Source organism: Oscillospiraceae bacterium, assembly GCA_015067255.1.
Lineage (GTDB): Bacteria > Bacillota > Clostridia > Oscillospirales > SIG519 > SIG519.
In genome coordinates this window covers 126,633-143,415 of sequence record SVMS01000001.1, presented here as the reverse complement: position 1 = coordinate 143,415, position 16,783 = coordinate 126,633, and the positions used below count along the sequence as shown (strand labels likewise).

The 16,783-nt window shown below is 38.5% G+C and carries 10 protein-coding genes; 3 read left to right on the top strand and 7 right to left on the bottom strand.

Annotation, left to right across the window (positions count from 1 at the left end):
• Positions 1-138 precede the first annotated feature (138 nt).
• Positions 139-963, top strand: a complete 825-nt coding sequence (locus tag E7480_00595; protein ID MBE6903093.1) for a hypothetical protein — start codon at positions 139-141, stop codon at positions 961-963.
• Positions 964-1,052: 89 nt separating this feature from the next.
• On the top strand, positions 1,053-4,604 hold the full coding sequence (gene nifJ / locus E7480_00590; protein MBE6903092.1) for a pyruvate:ferredoxin (flavodoxin) oxidoreductase: 3,552 nt from the start codon (positions 1,053-1,055) through the stop codon (positions 4,602-4,604).
• A 409-nt stretch (positions 4,605-5,013) separates the two neighbouring features.
• Here nifJ and radA read toward each other — a convergent pair whose 3' ends face one another.
• Genes radA through E7480_00570 form a run of 4 tightly spaced genes read right to left on the bottom strand, consistent with a single transcriptional unit; the run spans position 5,014 to position 8,719 of the window.
• Complete coding sequence (gene radA, locus E7480_00585; GenBank protein MBE6903091.1) at positions 5,014-6,390, bottom strand: DNA repair protein RadA; 1,377 nt, start codon at positions 6,388-6,390, stop codon at positions 5,014-5,016.
• 53 nt (positions 6,391-6,443) lie between these two features.
• Positions 6,444-7,223, bottom strand: coding sequence for an amino acid ABC transporter ATP-binding protein (locus E7480_00580; protein MBE6903090.1), 780 nt, complete (start codon positions 7,221-7,223; stop codon positions 6,444-6,446).
• Between the two features lie 4 nt (positions 7,224-7,227).
• Entirely contained in the window at positions 7,228-7,872 is a 645-nt protein-coding gene (locus E7480_00575) for an amino acid ABC transporter permease (GenBank protein ID MBE6903089.1), read from the bottom strand.
• A 25-nt stretch (positions 7,873-7,897) separates the two neighbouring features.
• Positions 7,898-8,719: a transporter substrate-binding domain-containing protein gene (locus E7480_00570; GenBank protein MBE6903088.1), complete on the bottom strand. Its 822-nt coding sequence runs from the start codon at positions 8,717-8,719 to the stop codon at positions 7,898-7,900.
• Positions 8,720-8,857: 138 nt separating this feature from the next.
• Between E7480_00570 and E7480_00565 the strand changes: the two genes are divergently transcribed.
• On the top strand, positions 8,858-10,051 hold the full coding sequence (locus tag E7480_00565) for an HD domain-containing protein (protein ID MBE6903087.1): 1,194 nt from the start codon (positions 8,858-8,860) through the stop codon (positions 10,049-10,051).
• 175 nt (positions 10,052-10,226) lie between these two features.
• Here the strand turns inward: E7480_00565 and E7480_00560 are convergent, their stop codons facing one another.
• The 3 genes from E7480_00560 to whiA all read right to left on the bottom strand — a co-directional run bounded on the left by E7480_00560 (position 10,227) and on the right by whiA (position 16,783).
• The gene (locus E7480_00560; GenBank protein ID MBE6903086.1) at positions 10,227-12,545 is read right to left on the bottom strand and encodes a hypothetical protein; all 2,319 of its coding nucleotides are present in this window, start codon (positions 12,543-12,545) and stop codon (positions 10,227-10,229) included.
• 157 nt (positions 12,546-12,702) lie between these two features.
• Positions 12,703-15,600, bottom strand: coding sequence for a hypothetical protein (locus E7480_00555; GenBank protein MBE6903085.1), 2,898 nt, complete (start codon positions 15,598-15,600; stop codon positions 12,703-12,705).
• Positions 15,601-15,868: 268 nt separating this feature from the next.
• Entirely contained in the window at positions 15,869-16,783 is a 915-nt protein-coding gene (gene whiA, locus E7480_00550) for a DNA-binding protein WhiA (GenBank protein ID MBE6903084.1), read from the bottom strand.

Here is a 16,783-nt window from a genome sequence, read left to right as displayed (position 1 = left end):
AAAAGTCTTAAAAAAAGCATTTGTTTTCCATATAATGTAAAATTATGTAGAAAAAGAAAAGAAAAAATAATAGGCAATAACGCTATGAATTCAATTGACAAATATACTGATATATGCTATACTAAACTGTAAAACGTCATGCTGAATAAGAATGGCTTAATCAATCGTACGTTTAGGTTTTTATATTTTAAAAACAGAGGGAGGGTTGTATATATGGCTGTTAAATTCAGGTTCGGCAGTGAAGGAAAGATAAGAACAAAAGTTAAGGACCACGTGCTTGCGTATATGTCCCTTGAAATTCTTGTGGATAAATGGTGGCTTTTATTGGGCTGCTCTCTTTTATGCGGAATAGTTGTGCTTGTATATACGACTTTTTTTATCCCACCTGTTTACGAGGCTAAGGCAAGCTTGCTTGCGATTAAGTCCGACGTTGATATAAACAAGGTTAAGAATAATATTGATATCAGTAACAAGCTCTTAAAGGACTATGTTATTCTTGCAGAGTCTGATATGACATTTAATTATGCCATAGATACTCTTGATTTGCCTGAAGAATATACGGTTGAAAAGCTCCGTTCTCAGATGACTGTTTTCCGTAAAAGCGCCAGCAATATAATAGTTATAAGTGTAAAAGACCATTCCCCTGAAAATGCGGCAGATATTGCGAACGCGTTGGCTGACGGACTTCAGAATACCGTAACGAACATTATGGTAGATACAAGTAAGGATTTTGCGCTTTTCTCTTCTGTTTTCGAAAAAGCGGTTGTGTCTACAAATCAGGTTTATCCAAATGTTCCCTTATCGGTAATATTGGCTTTGCTTTTTGGCTTTCTTGCGGCTATGACAGTTCTTTTGCTTTCGGTTATTTTCAGTTCTAACGTTGTATCTCCCGGTCAGGTAAAGCTTATTACCAATTTAGAGATTTTAGGGCATATTGCATTGTTTAAACACGATGAAACTTAATATGACAGTAAGGCTTTAAAAAACGCACAAGTACTACCCAAAATAGTATTTATATAATTATCTCATATATTTTAAGGAGGAAATTAAAAATGGCAAGAAAAATGAAAACCATGGATGGTAACACCGCTGCGGCACACGTTTCGTATGCTTTTACCGATGTTGCCGGCATTTATCCCATAACTCCGTCATCTGTAATGGCTGAGTTGTCGGACAAATGGGCTGCTGAGGGCAGAAAAAATATCTTCGGACAGGAGGTAAGAGTAGCAGAGCTTCAGTCTGAGGCAGGAGCATCGGGAACAGTACACGGCTCTTTGGCAGCAGGCGCTCTTACAACTACCTTTACCGCTTCACAGGGTCTTCTTTTGATGATTCCTAATATGTATAAAATTGCAGGTGAATTACTCCCCGGAGTTATTCACTGTTCAGCACGTGCTGTTGCAAGCCACGCTCTTTCTATTTTCGGCGACCACAGTGACGTTATGGCATGCCGTCAGACAGGCTTTGCTATGCTTTGCGCAAGCAATCCTCAGGAGGTTATGGATTTAGGTGCAGTTGCACATCTTTCTGCTATTAAAGGCAGAGTTCCTTTCCTTCATTTCTTTGACGGTTTCAGAACAAGCCACGAAATTCAGAAAATTGAAATCTGGGATTATGATGAGCTTGCTCAGATGATTGATATGGATGCTGTTGAGCAGTTCCGTAAAAATGCTTTAAATCCTGAGCACCCCGTATTGAGAGGTACTGCTCAGAACCCTGATATTTTCTTCCAGGCACGTGAGGCTTGCAACAAGTATTATGATGAGCTTCCCGCTGTTGTAGAAAAATATATGAACGATGTAAACAGCCGTGTAGGTACAGATTATAAGCTGTTCAACTACTACGGTGCCCCCGATGCTGAAAAAGTTATTATAGCTATGGGCTCTGTTTGCGATACAATCGAAGAAACTATAGATTACCTCAACGCAAAGGGCGAAAAGGTAGGTCTTGTAAAGGTACGTTTGTACCGTCCCTTCTCTGTAGAGCATTTCCTCAATGCTATGCCTAAGACAGTTAAGAAGATAGCTGTTCTTGACAGAACAAAGGAACCCGGTTCTTTGGGCGAGCCTTTATTCCTTGATATTGCTGCTGCAATTTCAAACACAGAATTTAAAGATGCTCTTCTCGTTTCCGGCCGTTACGGCTTAGGCTCTAAGGATACAACACCCGGAGATATTATCGCAGCTTATAAAAACCTTGATGCTGCTGAGCCTAAGAAGAGATTTACTCTTTCAATCACAGACGATGTTACCTATCTTTCATTACCTGTTGATGAAAACCCCTACACAACTGCAGCAGGCACTGTTTCCTGCAAATTCTGGGGTCTTGGCTCTGACGGTACTGTTGGTGCAAATAAAAACTCCATCAAAATCATCGGTGACCATACAGATAAATATGTTCAGGCTTATTTTGCATATGACTCTAAGAAGTCAGGCGGTGTAACAATTTCTCACCTTCGTTTCGGTGATTCACCCATTAAGTCAACATATTATGTATCTCAGGCTGATTTTGTTGCTTGCCATAATCCTTCATATATCGGAAAATACGATATGACAGCGGATATTAAAGAGGGCGGCGTATTCCTTCTTAACAGCGGCGCTACTGCTGAAGAATTAGAGAAGACTTTGCCTGCATCAGTTAAGAAAGACCTTGCTGTTAAAAAAGCTAAATTCTATACTGTTGATGCTATTTCTATTGCAAAAGAGTTAGGTCTTGGCAACAGAATCAATATGATTTTACAGTCTGCTTTCTTTAAGCTTGCAAACATTATTCCCATAGACGAAGCTGTAAAATATATGAAAGAGGCAGTTATTACCTCTTACGGCAAGAAGGGTGAAAAGGTTGTTGCTATGAACCACTCTGCTATTGACAGAGGTATTGATTCAATAGTTGAAATTCCTGTTCCTGCTTCTTGGGCAAATGCAACTGAGGAAGCTGCTGAGGTTAAGGTAGACGGCGAAAGAAAAGACCTTGTTGATTTTGTAAACAATATTCTTATTCCCGTAAACGCTCAAAAGGGCGATAAATTACCTGTTTCTACTTTCGTAGATGCAGCTGACGGTACATTCCCTCAGGGCTCTGCCGCATATGAGAAGAGAGGCGTTGCAGTTGACGTTCCTGTATGGCTTCCTGAAAACTGTATCCAGTGTAACCAGTGCTCATACGTTTGTCCTCACGCTGTAATCCGTCCTGCTGTTCTTGATGCAGAAGAGATGAAGAAAGCTCCTGCTGATATGAAAACAAAGCAAATGGCAGGTAAGGGCTGTGAAAATTATCAGTATTCAGTAACTGTTTCCGTACTTGACTGTACAGGCTGCGGTTCTTGTGCAAATGTCTGTCCTGCTAAGGAAAAGGCTCTTGTTATGAAGCCTTTAGCTTCCAATATGGGCGCTCAGAAATCCTTTGATTTTGCTATTTCCAAGCTTTCTGAGAAAACAGATCTTCCCTTCGCTGTAGAAACAGTTAAGGGCTCACAGTTCAAACAGCCGCTTCTTGAGTACTCCGGTGCTTGCGCAGGCTGTGGCGAAACACCTTATGCTAAGCTTGTTACTCAGTTGTTTGGTGACAGAATGTATATAGCAAATGCAACAGGCTGTTCTTCAATCTGGGGCGGTTCTGCTCCTTCTACTCCTTATACTGTAAACAGAGAGGGAAGAGGTCCCGCATGGGCTAACTCTTTGTTTGAGGATAATGCAGAGTATGGCTACGGTATGAGCCTTGCAGTTTCTCAGATGAGAAAGAAAGTAAACGTACTTGTTGACGAGCTTGCACAGAAAGCTACAAATGAAGATGTAAAAGCAGCTATTGCTGAATATAAGAACACATTTAATAACAGTAAGGAAAACGCTGTTGCTACTAAGAAGCTTGTTGCTGCTCTTGAAGCTTGCAACTGCTGCGGCGAATGCAAAGAGCTTGCTGATAAAATCCTTAAGGATAAAGAATTCCTTGCTAAGAAGTCTATGTGGATATTCGGTGGTGACGGTTGGGCTTACGATATCGGCTTCGGCGGTCTTGACCACGTAATCGCTTCCGGTGAAGATGTAAATATCCTTGTATTTGATACAGAGGTTTACTCCAACACAGGCGGACAGGCTTCTAAGTCTACACCTACCGGTTCTGTTGCTCAGTTTGCTGCAAACGGTAAGGTTACAAAGAAGAAGGACCTTGGCGCAATTGCTATGTCCTATGGCTATGTATATGTAGCTCAGATTGCTATGGGTGCTGACTATAATCAGGCAATCAAGGCAATCACAGAGGCTGAAAGCTACAATGGACCTTCAATCATTATTGCATATGCTCCTTGTATCAACCACGGTATTAAGGTTGGTATGGGCAATTCAATGGCTGAAACAAAGGCTGCAGTAGCTGCAGGTTACTGGCATATGTACCGTTACAATCCCAGACTTGCAGACGAAGGCAAGAATCCTTTCATTCTTGACAGTAAGGCTCCCACAGCTAATTATAAAGACTTTATTATGAACGAGGTTCGTTATAATTCTCTTGTAAGAAGCTATCCCGACAGAGCTGAAAAGCTGTTTGAAGCGGCTGAAAACTATGCTAAGGAAAAGCTTGAAAACCTTCAGAACAGAGCAAAAACTGAATAATAAACAAAGAAGCACAGAGCAAGGCCAAGTATCCTTACGGATACTTGGCCAGTTTTATTTGCCTTGCGTCGAGTTGTATTGCTTCGCAGTGTTATTCGGCTTTGCCGAGTGCTATTTGCTTCGCAAGTTTTGAGGCAAATAAAATACCACTAAAACCGATAGGTTTTAATATCACTTTTGATTTGTCAAAAATATCATTGTGAGACCTGTCTCACAATATCACTATTAAAATGATTTTCTTTTGAGTCGGGAAAAGGGTTTTAGGTTCTCTTAACAAGTGGAATTTGCCGTACAAATTCCCTGCTTGTCAAGATATAAGACAAAATTAAAAGAAGCACGAGATTTTCGCGCTTCTTCTTTTACGGTCATTTTGGAGACAACACAAAGGATTTGTGCTTCTTTTATAAAACTAATTTTTGTTTTTTATAACGTCAATGGCTTCATATATGCTTCTTACCTTGAATATTTCCATACCGTCGGTGTTGGTTGTTATTTTACTACGGTAGGGGATAATACAGCTTGTAAAGCCGAGTCTTTTAGCTTCTGCAATTCGATAATCAATTCCCGAAACATTACGGATTTCTCCCGCAAGACCAACCTCGCCTGCAATAAACATATCAGCGGGGATAATTAAATCCTTAAGCCCCGAAGCTAAAGCGAGAAGCACGCCTAAATCTGAAGAAGGGTCATCAAGCTTTATTCCGCCGACAACGTTTACATATACATCGGAGGAGGAGAAAAAGAGACCGCCTCTTTTTTCAAGCACTGCAAGTAAAAGACAAAGTCTGCTGTAATCTACACCCACAGAGGTACGGCGGGGAGAGGGAAAGGAGGTTGAGCTTATAAGAGCCTGAACCTCAGCAAGTAAAGGACGGGTACCCTCAAGAATACATACAACGGCAGTTCCCGAAACGTTTTTAGGTCTGCCCGAAAGGAACATCATAGAAGGGTTCATAACCTCGCAAAGACCTTTATCGCCCATTTCAAAAACGCCTATTTCGTTTGTTGAGCCGTAACGGTTTTTAACAGCTCTTAAAATTCTGTAAGCTAATTGACGCTCGCCCTCAAAATATAAAACAGCATCAACCATATGCTCCATAACCTTAGGGCCTGCAATAGCGCCCTCTTTGTTTACGTGGCCTACTATGAAAACGGGAATACCTTCTCCTTTAGCAAGCCTTGTGAGAGCAGCGGTACATTCACGCACCTGTGAAACGCTTCCGGGAGAAGAGCTTACGCTTTCAAGAAACATAGTCTGAATAGAGTCGATAATAACAATGTCGGGCTGTTGAGAAAGCGCTGTGCTTACAATAACGTCGGTATCGTTTTCCGACATTATAAAAAGACGTTCTGAATAAACGCCAAGACGGGAAGCTCTTAATTTAATCTGACGTGCAGATTCCTCACCCGTGGCATATAGTATCTTAAGATTTTTATCAAGAGTTGCGCACATCTGAAGCAAAATAGTGGATTTACCAATGCCGGGGTCACCACCCAATAAAACAACGGAGCCTTTAACTATACCGCCGCCTAAAACACGGTCAAGCTCGTTAAGTCCTGTATGGTAACGGATATCCTCGTCGCTTTCAAGCTCATTTATGGAATATACTTTTCCGCTTTTTTTGACGGTTTGCTTAATTGCTTTTACATTTGTAGCGGCAGGAGCAGACTGAACAGCTTCCTCCTGCATTGTATTCCACTCTCCGCAATCGGGACAGCGGCCTACCCATTTTGCACTCTGAGAGCCGCAATTTGTGCATACATAGTAACTTGTCGGTTTTGCCATATAAAGAAACTCTCCTTTTTGACAAAAACGGTAGCAATAAGCTACCGTTTTAATTAGTCTGACATCGCACTTAAAAAGGCTTGAAGTCTTTCTGTTTTGGGATTTGCAAAAAGCTCGTTAGGCTCACCTTGTTCTGCGATAACGCCGTTATCCATAAATATAATTTCGTTGGAAACCTCTCTTGCGAAATTCATTTCGTGGGTAACGATAATCATAGTTATATTATGAGAAGCAAGATTTCTTATAACCGAAAGAACTTCACCCGTAAGCTCAGGGTCAAGAGCGCTTGTAGGCTCGTCAAAGCAGAGTATCTGAGGATTGAGAGCAAGAGCTCTTGCAATAGCAACACGCTGTTGCTGTCCCCCCGACAGCTCACAAGGGTAGTTAAATCTTTTATCGTAAAGACCAACCTTTGTGAGAAGCTCGCAGGCATCCTCTTCAATCTTTGCATAAATTTGCTTTTTATCAGCTTTGAAATTTTCAAGCTCCTTAGCCTGAAGCTTAACAGCAAGAGTAACATTGTCAAGCACGTTATACTGAGGAAAAAGATTAAAGGACTGAAAAACAAGTCCAAACATCATTTGATTTTTACGTTTCTGAGCTGATGATAAATTGTTGAGAGAAGGGCTGAAAATAAGCTCGTCATTAATGAAAATTTCACCCGAATCAGCTTTTTCAAGAAAGTTCAGGCAACGCAAAAGAGTTGTTTTTCCGCTTCCTGAGGAGCCGATAATAGATAAAACCTTACCCTTTTCGAGAGAAAAGCTTATATCCTTTAAAACTTCGGTTTCACCAAAGCTCTTTTTTAAATTTTTAACTTCAAGTAAAGCCATAAAATTACCCCTTGTAATAATTAAACTTTGATTCAACGTAATTTATAAGCAAGGTAATAATTCCGCAGAAAGCAAGGAAGAAGAGGCCGGAATAGAACAGAGGCCAGATAAGACCTACGGCAGTAAATTCCGTTGATGCCATAATAATTTCCGATACTGCAATAACTCTTGCAAGAGAGGTATCCTTGACAAGAGTAAGTATTTCATTTCCCACAGGTGGAATGATACGCTTTATAACCTGCATTATAATAACCTTGTAAAATACTTGAAACTTTGTCATTCCGAGAACCTGTCCCGCCTCGTATTGCCCCTTTGGAATACTTGCAATTCCGCCTCTGAAAATTTCGGAGAAATAAGCAGCGTAGTTTATTACAAAGGCAATAACAGCCGCTGTCATTCTTGAACGGAAGGGCATATTAAACACAAGTCCCGGTACGTATAAAACGACAAAAAGCTGGAGCATCAGGGGAGTACCCCTGATGACCCAGACAAAAGTTCTTGTAAGCCACCGTAGCGGTGTAAATTTTGACATTGAACCAAAGGTTATAATCAAGCCCAAAGGAAGAGATAAAACCAAGGTTAAAAAGAAGAGGTTGCAGTTTTGTGCAAAACCTTCCAACAACTTCAATGTTACTTGCCAAAAGGACATAATATAAATCCGCCTTTAATTATTCTTATTCAACTACGATATAGTCTTGAAGCTTATATTTCTTTGCGATTGTATCAAGAGTACCGTCTTTTTTAAGTTCTTTGATAGCAGCGTTAATCTTTTCAAGAGTTTTGGGGCTGTTCTTTCTGAAAGCAATACCGTAGAATTCGGGTTCACCGAAAGATAAGCTACCGTCTCCAACAACAGCAAGGTCAGTATAGTCTGTACCTTCGCCGATGGAGCCTAATGCCATAATATAGTCAATAACAGCAATATCTGCTGTGCCTGCTTTAACTTCTACAAGAGTCTTTGCTTGAGAATCAACAGCAGTATATTTAGCCTGAGCAAAGAAATCATCGTTTTGAGCAACCTTTTCGCCTGCAGATTTCATTTCAGCTACTAAAGCAGCATCTTTAAGACTTTCAGCAGTTGTATATTTAGCAACGTTTTCTTTCTTTACAATCATAACCTGTCTGTTGCGCATATAAGGTATGGAAATATCCATATTTGCTTTTCTTTCATCGTCAATTGTCATACCGTTCCAGATACAGTCAATGTTTTTAGCGTTAAGCTCTGTTTCCTTAGCATTCCAGTCAATTTCCTGGAATTTGGGAGAAACACCTAATTTAGCGCAAACTGCCTTTGCAAACTCTGTTTCAAAGCCGATAAGCTCCTGAGTTTCTTTGTCGATATAGTTCATGGGAGCGAAATATGTAATACCGATAATCATTTCGCCTTTATCAGCAATATAATCCCAATCTGTTTTGTCAGATGTTTTAGCACCGCAGCCTGCGAAAACCATAGTAACAGTTAAAAGTGCAAGTATAAGACAAATAAGTTTTTTCATTTTCTACAAACCTTTCTTTTGGCTTTATAGCCATTCATTATATCAGTATTTTATCACATCACTACGCTAAAGTCAACAACTAAAATAAAACCGTTGAAAAAACACGGTAATATTGATATACTTAATAAGGGTGAGAAAATGAATTATAAAAGACTATCGGCAAAAACAGAAAAAAGAATAAGAGAAGATATAGAGAATAATACTGTCTTGAGTCTTGCCTTTGATGAAAAAAACGTTATAAGAAGAAACTCTCAGCGTGATAATGCAGATATTATCAGAACGGCATTTATTCGGGATACAGATAAAATTATTCATTGCCCCTATTACAACCGATATGCAGATAAAACGCAGGTTTTCTCTCTTTATAAAAATGACGATATTTCAAGAAGAGGACTGCACGTACAGTTAGTATCAAGAATAGCAAGAACTATAGGCAAGGTATTAAAGCTCAATCTTGATTTGATTGAGGCAATTTCCCTTGGACATGATATCGGGCATACTCCTTTCGGTCATAAGGGAGAGGAGTTTTTAGACGAGCTGCTTTTTGAAAAAACGGGCAGACATTTCAGCCATAATATTCATTCTGTGCGTGTGCTTGATAAAATTTACCCCTACAATATAAGCCTTCAGACCTTAAGCGGAATTGCTTCCCATAACGGGGAAATGGAGCTTTGCGAATATCATCCCGTACCATTAAACAGCTTTGAAGAATTTGACAGACAAATAGAAAGCTGTTATACAGATAAAAACAACATTAAAAAATTAGTGCCTTCAACTCTTGAAGGCTGTGTTATGAGAATATCCGATATAATAGCCTATTTAGGCAAAGACAGGCAGGATGCCGAAAGAGCCAAGCTTTTTTTAAACAGTAATTTTGAAAAGGGTGAAATAGGTACTTATAACGCCGAAATTATCAATAATCTGATTGTAAACATAGTTGAAAACAGCTATGGCAAGCCCTATATTAAAATGGACAAAGAGATTTTTAATGCACTTGAAAAAGCAAAGACTGAAAATTACAGGCAAATTTATAAAAACAGTGATGTGCACGAAAAGACATATGATAAAATAAAAATTATGATGAGGGAAATCTATGAAAAGCTGTTGGAGGATTTAAAGCAAAACAACAAAAACTCTTTAATATATACTCATCATATAAATTATGTAAATCAAGCGCATTATTACAGAGAAAAGCCTTATGAGCAAACTGAATACAATCAAATAGTAGTCGACTATATTGCCAGTATGACCGATGATTATTTTATAGAGCTGTATGGGCATCTGTTCCCTGAGAGTGATATAAAAATTATTTATAAGAGTTATTTTGACTGATTTCCGAAAGAATGAACTTGACAAATTAAATAAATCGGATATACTATAATTAGTAGTAGACATTATCCCCTCAATGGATACGCCGCTATGCCTTGTGCAAAAGTGCGCCCAGAGGATAAGCCTGCTGCTTTTTATTATATTAAAGATTAAAAGCACCGTTTTGACGGTGCTTTCTTTATTCGTTTTTGTTTATATATGCCGCTATTACTGTCATATCGTCATTTTCTCCGCATATTTTCTTTATGCTTTCAAGAATAATACGGGAAATTTCAGAGGGGGAATTGCCGTTATAGTCTGTGAGGATTTTTGATATTATTTTGTTGCCTGCACAGGTTATTCCGTCTGAAACCATAACCAATAAATCACCTTTTTTAAGACGGCAGCGGGATTTTTCAAATTTAACCTCACCTAAAATGCCCACAGGTAAACAGGAGCAGCCCAATTCATAAATGCTTCTGCCTCTTTTTATAAATGTCGGTGCGGCACCCGCTTTTATAAATTCGGTAACACCGTTTATCAAATTTATTATTGCGATATCTACAGTGGCAAAGCTTTCATCATCGGACTTTAAAATAAGAGCAGAGTTTACAAGCTCCATAGCGCTGTCTTTGTCAAAGCCTGCCTTGAGTAATTTTTCAAGAAAAGCAACTGTAAGCAAGCTATCCCTTTGAGCCTGATGTCCGCTTCCCATTCCGTCACTTAAGGTTATTGCGTATTTACCACGTCCTGCGCGAAAAGAGGAGGCAAAATCTCCGCACACGGTTTCACCGTTTTTTTGGCACATAGCTTTTGCACAAAAGACAGATAATTCTTCCTTTTCACAAAGCTTTATTTCATAGTTAATGCCGTCGCTTTTCATAAAGAGCATTTCCATATCACAGCCTATAAGCTTTGAAATTTCATAGCATATTTTTTTAGAGCTGGGCATAGGCTTTTGCATTTTACCCTGAGCCTCTATTACGTTAAAGCCATCGGCATCGCTGTAAGCGAATACTTTTTCGCATTTAAGCCCCTCTGAGCAAAGATAGCTTGTAACCCTTTGAGTGTAAAGACTGTTGAATTTCACCACATCTTCAAGCTCAGAGGCTATATTGTCCATAATCTGAGATACTCCCGAATATTGCTGTGCTAAAATAGCTCTGTTTTCCTCTTGCTTATGCTCCATATCCTCCTCTGAATAAAGAGCATAAAGCTTTAAGGAAAGCTTAGAAGCCAGGGCTTCGCTTTTTAAACAGCGTGAACGAAAATATCCGGGCAAATCCAAGGCATCAATAGAGCCCTTTTCCTTAAAGACAGTGATGCAGTCATTTAATACCCTCATAGTATCGTCAAAGGAGTTATTCCAGCAAAACATTTTGTTTTTACAATCGTTGCAAAGCTCACTGCATACGTTACTTATTATCTGGTCGGGTGTTTGCTTTACTGCTTTATTTGAAAAAATTTCTCCCGAAGCTTTTACTGTATATGCAAGCTGTGAAAAGGAGGAGGCGGCATTTTTTAAGCGTGATACAAAAAGCTCTTTAAATTTTTCCTGTGCCTGAACGGAAAGGTTTTCGCCATAGGTTAGGCTGTTGCCGATGCGGTTTAATAAAAATTTTGGCATAATAAGATAAATTAAAGAGCCTAAAGCCGTTTCCGTTAAATTTATGAGAATAAATTCTGAATTGTTTATATATATTCCTACAAGTATATTTGCAAGCAAAAAGGAAATGACGCATATTATTTTTCTTCTTTCGGAAAAAATGCCTGCCACCAAAGCGCCGAAAGCATAGACACCGATTGTGGAAGGGGAGGAGTTCTGACTAAGACTAAGCACAGAGCCTATGGCTATTCCGCTTACACCTGCAAAGGCTATACCTCCGCATCGGGCGGAAATAAGAATTATAAGACTTCCCAGAATATGTCCCAAGGAAATTTCAAAAAGCCTAATTTCGCATAGAGAAAGCAAAAAGCTTGCAACACATATCAAAACGCCTATAAGCTCATTTTTTGTAAGGCGTATATTGCGTCCTATTGAATTTTCAAAAACAGGGATAGTTTTTATATAGAAAAAGCAAATACCGCCGCAAAGTATTCCTATTGAGATAGAATACATTATATCAAGCGCCGTTGCGTAGCTTTGGAGAAGTTCACCCAAAGACGTTACAATAATTATTATGCCTGAAGCAAGGGCAAAGAAAGAGTTGCCGTCATACTTAAAATTGTTTTTCTTAAATACTTTTCTAAGTGCATAAATACCCCATACCGCAACAGCATATTTTATACCCTCTGTTCCTTTGATAAAATAGCTTGCCGAAATTACTGCTACGGGCAAAATTGAAAGCTTGGATTTAATGGAAAATGCGGCAGTAAGAGCAACTCCAAAGGGTGAAAGATTTGAAAATATGTATCCGTTTGTCAGTATAAAGCCAAGCAGAGAAAACAAAAGATTTGATATTATATTTTTATCAATAATTTTTATGCCTTTAATTTCTTTAAAAATCTGTCTTTCCATTTTTGCTTGTTTCCTTTCTTTTTAAGGTGAATGATACCATTTTATATCAAGCAAAAAGAAAATTTTGTAGCTTTAAAGATTAAAATTAAATTTTCATAAAACAAAAAAAGCCGTCTATATTCCAAAAGGGACATAAGACGGCTTTTTATGCACTTATTTACAGAGAATTTTGCCATATAAAGTATTCGGTTATACAAGAAGCTATTGACTCTAAGAAGAGTGTGCGGTAATTTTTATTGTTTAGTAAAGTATATTCATAAATATTTGTAATATAACCCATTTCCAAAAGAATAGAGGGGTAAGCCCTTGTTCTTGTTACAATGTAATCAACATCTTCAAGGGTTGAGGGGATTTTTGTGTTTTTGGAAATACCTTTAAATACTGTTTCGGCAGCGGCTTTGCTTTCAAAAGAGGAGTAATAACATTCAAAGCCGATGTCATCTATAGGCTCAGCGCCTTCTCCTACAGCGTTGTGATGAATTGAAACAGCAAGGTCGGGAGAAACTGTATCATAAAAGTCTACAACCTCTCTTGTTTCAAGACCGTTGCTCTTTTCCTGCCTTGAAACAAACACCCTTGCGCCCTTGGCTTCAAGTATTTCTTTAAGCTCCATAACAGTTTTGAAATTGATTTCACGCTCATTGTTTGCATCTGCCGCTGTAGCGCCTGCCACAGCGCCGTGACCGGGGTCAAGAGCAATAACTATGTCCTGTAAAGGATTGCTTCTATCCTTGATTTTCACAGGGTTTTTAAAAAGAATTTTAAAGCTTGTATCGTGATTTTCAATTTTAAATCCGAAAAAGGCATTTTTGTTTTTAAGAGTAAGCTCTATTTTTCCGTCTTTAAGCTCAGCCTTTGAAAAAAGTGGGTTTTCCTTAAAGCTTATATCCTGACAGACAGGGCTTTGACCTATAAGCTGTAAAACAATAGTGTTTTCGGAATTTACAGCCTTAATCGGCAAAGGAGTGCCTTGGAAAGTAAAGACTGTATATTTTTCTTCACAGGACACTGAAATTTCGTTGACGGGAAATATTTCTTTTTCGGCTTCTATTATTTCTATATTGCTTTTTTGTGTCCAAAGTCCGTTTTCAAAGCGTACAAAGGTATCCTTCTTTTCAGTTTTGGCATCATAGAAATAATCCTCTGCCGTTATTTTGCCGACAAGTCCCTCGTAGCCGTAAAAGCTGTCTCTGAAATTCTTGATAACGGAGTGGGGCCTTAGCCACGATTTAGCTTTAAGACGTGCAACTTTAATTTCAGAGGAGGGAAGCAGGGTTATATCGGTTTTTGCTGTTTTGGTAAGAGCTTTGCCGTCAGATAGAACAGCAGTATATTTAACTTTTCCCAGATTAAGCTTTGTATCTGTTTCAGGTAGCTGATATTTTCCTTTATAAAGAGTTTTGTTCTCTTTGTCAGCTTCAAGAATAATATTTTTTTTGTTTACGGTTGCTGTTACAGAAGCGTTTTCGGGAGCAGATACCTTTATTTCCAAAGTGTCCCCTGAATATCTTATAGCGTTGTGGTCATCGGGATAACAGTCGGAAAGCTGAGTGGCTGTTGTCTTTGGTTTTTTTCTTGTGATTATTACTTTTTGCTCCTCGTCACCGTTTTTTACGGTAATCGTATTTTCACCTAAGCTAAGGTCAATTACGGTGCTGAAAAGTCCGTTTATATTTTTTTCTTTTATTTCTTTTCCGTTTACTGTAAGAGAGAGTAAAGGATTATATGTACCTAAAACTCTTATAGTATCTGTCGTAACTGACATATTTTTTTCGGGATATGCAACCTTAAGGGAAGAAAAGTCAGCCTTTTTTGCATAGTATTCTTTAATTGCATCTTTGATTTTAAGTGTATTTTTCTTTAATGAGCTATAATTATAAAAAACATTTCCCGAACATCCTATGCTTTTTTCAAGCTGATTTGTAATTACTTCGGCGCTGTCAAAATCGGGATAATTTTCATCACCGAATTTATAAAGAGCGTGCCCTATAATAAGCTTGACATTACTGTCCTTAACGGCGTTTTCCCACCAGTCAACAAGAATGTCAAAATTGCTTATAGTGCTTTTATTTGTCCAGTACAGCTGAGGACATATATAGTCAATTATTCCTTTTTCTATCCAGGCTAAAGAGTCAGCACAGTGAGAAATAAGACTTTCTCCGCCCTTTGTGTCAGAGCCTCTTTTGTCTGTGCTTTTATTTGCCCAGATTCCCATAGGAGAAACTCCGAAAATAACAGTTTTATCCGTTTCCTTTATAGAGCTATATACTCTTGAAAGCATATTGTTTACATTTTCACAGCGCCACTCATGCTTGCTTTCATATTTAGAACTGTAGGGAGCAAAGGAGCTGTCATCATCAAAATCCTTGTCGGGATAAAAATAGTCGTCGAAATGAATACCGTCAATATTATAATTTTCTACAATTTCCTTTACACCGTCAACAATAAGCTGAATTGAGCTTTCAAGGGAGGGATCAAGATAATATTTACCCTTATGAAGTACTAATTGCTCACGGTTTTTCAATGCAGGGTTATCAGGAGAAAGCTCGTCAAGGGACATATCCATATTTCCCGTAACCCTGTATGGATTTATCCAGGCGTGTACTGCTATTTTTCTTTTGTGAGCCTGCTCAATCATATATTCAAGAGGGTCAAAGCCATCGGGTAAGGGTGCTCCTTGAGTGCCGCTTAAATATATACTTGTAGGAAAAATCTCAGATTTATATAAGGCATCGCAGGAGGGACGCACCTGAAAAAATACGGTGTTAATTCCCGTATCAAGACAAAGGCTGATTATATCATCAATTTCACTTTTCATTTGCTGTGAAGTAAGATTGTCTTTAGAAGGAAAATCAATATTTAAAACAGAGCTTACCCATAAGCCTCGGATATCCGTAAAATAACGGGAAGCAGAGGGATACTCATTTTCAATAGGCGGATTTTCAATATCAGAGCTTGTATCACCGTCGTTGAGAGGCTTTTTACAGCTTGAAAACAAAATACATATACACATAAAAACAGCAACGCAAGCTGAAATCTTTTTCCGTATTTTCAAAATAAAACCTCCTTATTGGCTATAGAACGAAATAATGGTTATATTCTTTTTACAAAGAGTGATATTATTATCATATGGTAATAGTGCTATTAAAACCTATTGGTTTTAGTTTTATTTTATTCGCCCCCAAAAACTGCCGAAGGCAATATCACTTGTTTTAACAAATATCACTGCGGAGCAATACCACTCGCCGTAAGACGAATAAAACTGAGGAGTGTCCTTACAGGCACTCCTCTACCACCCGAAAACAATTATATGAAAATTTTTATTATTTTATGTCCTCTTTTTTCTTTCCGTTTGCAATCGCTACAATTTGCTTAAGGCAACGGTTTACTGAAGCCTTGCTCATAGGTGGGTCTGTCATAGCTGAAAGCTCGGAAAGAGAGGCAAGCTGATTTTCACTTCTCAGCTTTGCTATATAGAGAAGCTTTGGCGGAAGAAAGTCAAAACGACGGCTTAGCTTAAGCTTTTTTATTGCCGCTGTCTGTGCCATAGCCGCTTCTACGGTTTTGGAAATATTTGCAGCTTCACAGTTTGACCTTCTGTTAGCATCGTTTCGAATTTCTTTGACAATTTTTTCATTTATAAAATCAAAAGAGCTTTTAACGGCTCCCATTATATTGAGAATATCCTCTATTTCGCTGCTGTCCTTAAAATAAATAATTCTATTTGATTTTCTTAAAGTAAGCTTTGGGTGAAGCTCATATTCCATAAGAAGAGTTGTAAACTCTTCTGCAAGCTTGACTCTGTGAGTAGTAAATTCTAAATGATAGGCTTTTTCGGGAGAGGTTATAGAGCCTGCCGACAAAAATGCGCCCCTTATAAAAGCGTTACGGCAACAGTCTCTTGAAAGAAGTCTGTGGTCTATTTTCATTGAAAGGGGAGAAATGTCAACTCCAAAGCCTAAAGAAATTCTGCGTATATGCGCAGCGGAGTCAATAAAAACAGTATAAGAAGTAGAGTTTTTACCTGTTGTTTTTTTGATTTGAGGTGTTATATTGAAAAGTCTTAATAATTCGTGAGAGATATATTTTGAAAAGCACTCGTTTTCGGTGGTGATTTTTATTAAATCTTTATTCCATATGTTTGCAAAGGATAAAGCGCCGTAAACAAAGGCTAAGGAGCAGCAACGCTCTTGCCTTAGTGAGCATAATTCGTTTTTTGTATTTGTGGAAAAAGACAT

Bases quoted from the DNA above. Each gene is read 5' to 3' on its own strand.
- E7480_00560 (MBE6903086.1), bottom strand. From the start codon at position 12,545: ATGGAAAGACAGATTTTTAAAGAAATTAAAGGCATAAAAATTATTGAT.
- nifJ (MBE6903092.1), top strand. From the start codon at position 1,053: ATGGCAAGAAAAATGAAAACCATGGATGGTAACACCGCTGCGGCACAC.
- E7480_00580 (MBE6903090.1), bottom strand. From the start codon at position 7,223: ATGGCTTTACTTGAAGTTAAAAATTTAAAAAAGAGCTTTGGTGAAACC.
- radA (MBE6903091.1), bottom strand. From the start codon at position 6,390: ATGGCAAAACCGACAAGTTACTATGTATGCACAAATTGCGGCTCTCAG.
- whiA (MBE6903084.1), bottom strand. From the start codon at position 16,783: ATGTCTTTTTCCACAAATACAAAAAACGAATTATGCTCACTAAGGCAA.
- E7480_00565 (MBE6903087.1), top strand. From the start codon at position 8,858: ATGAATTATAAAAGACTATCGGCAAAAACAGAAAAAAGAATAAGAGAA.
- E7480_00575 (MBE6903089.1), bottom strand. From the start codon at position 7,872: ATGTCCTTTTGGCAAGTAACATTGAAGTTGTTGGAAGGTTTTGCACAA.
- E7480_00570 (MBE6903088.1), bottom strand. From the start codon at position 8,719: ATGAAAAAACTTATTTGTCTTATACTTGCACTTTTAACTGTTACTATG.
- E7480_00595 (MBE6903093.1), top strand. From the start codon at position 139: ATGCTGAATAAGAATGGCTTAATCAATCGTACGTTTAGGTTTTTATAT.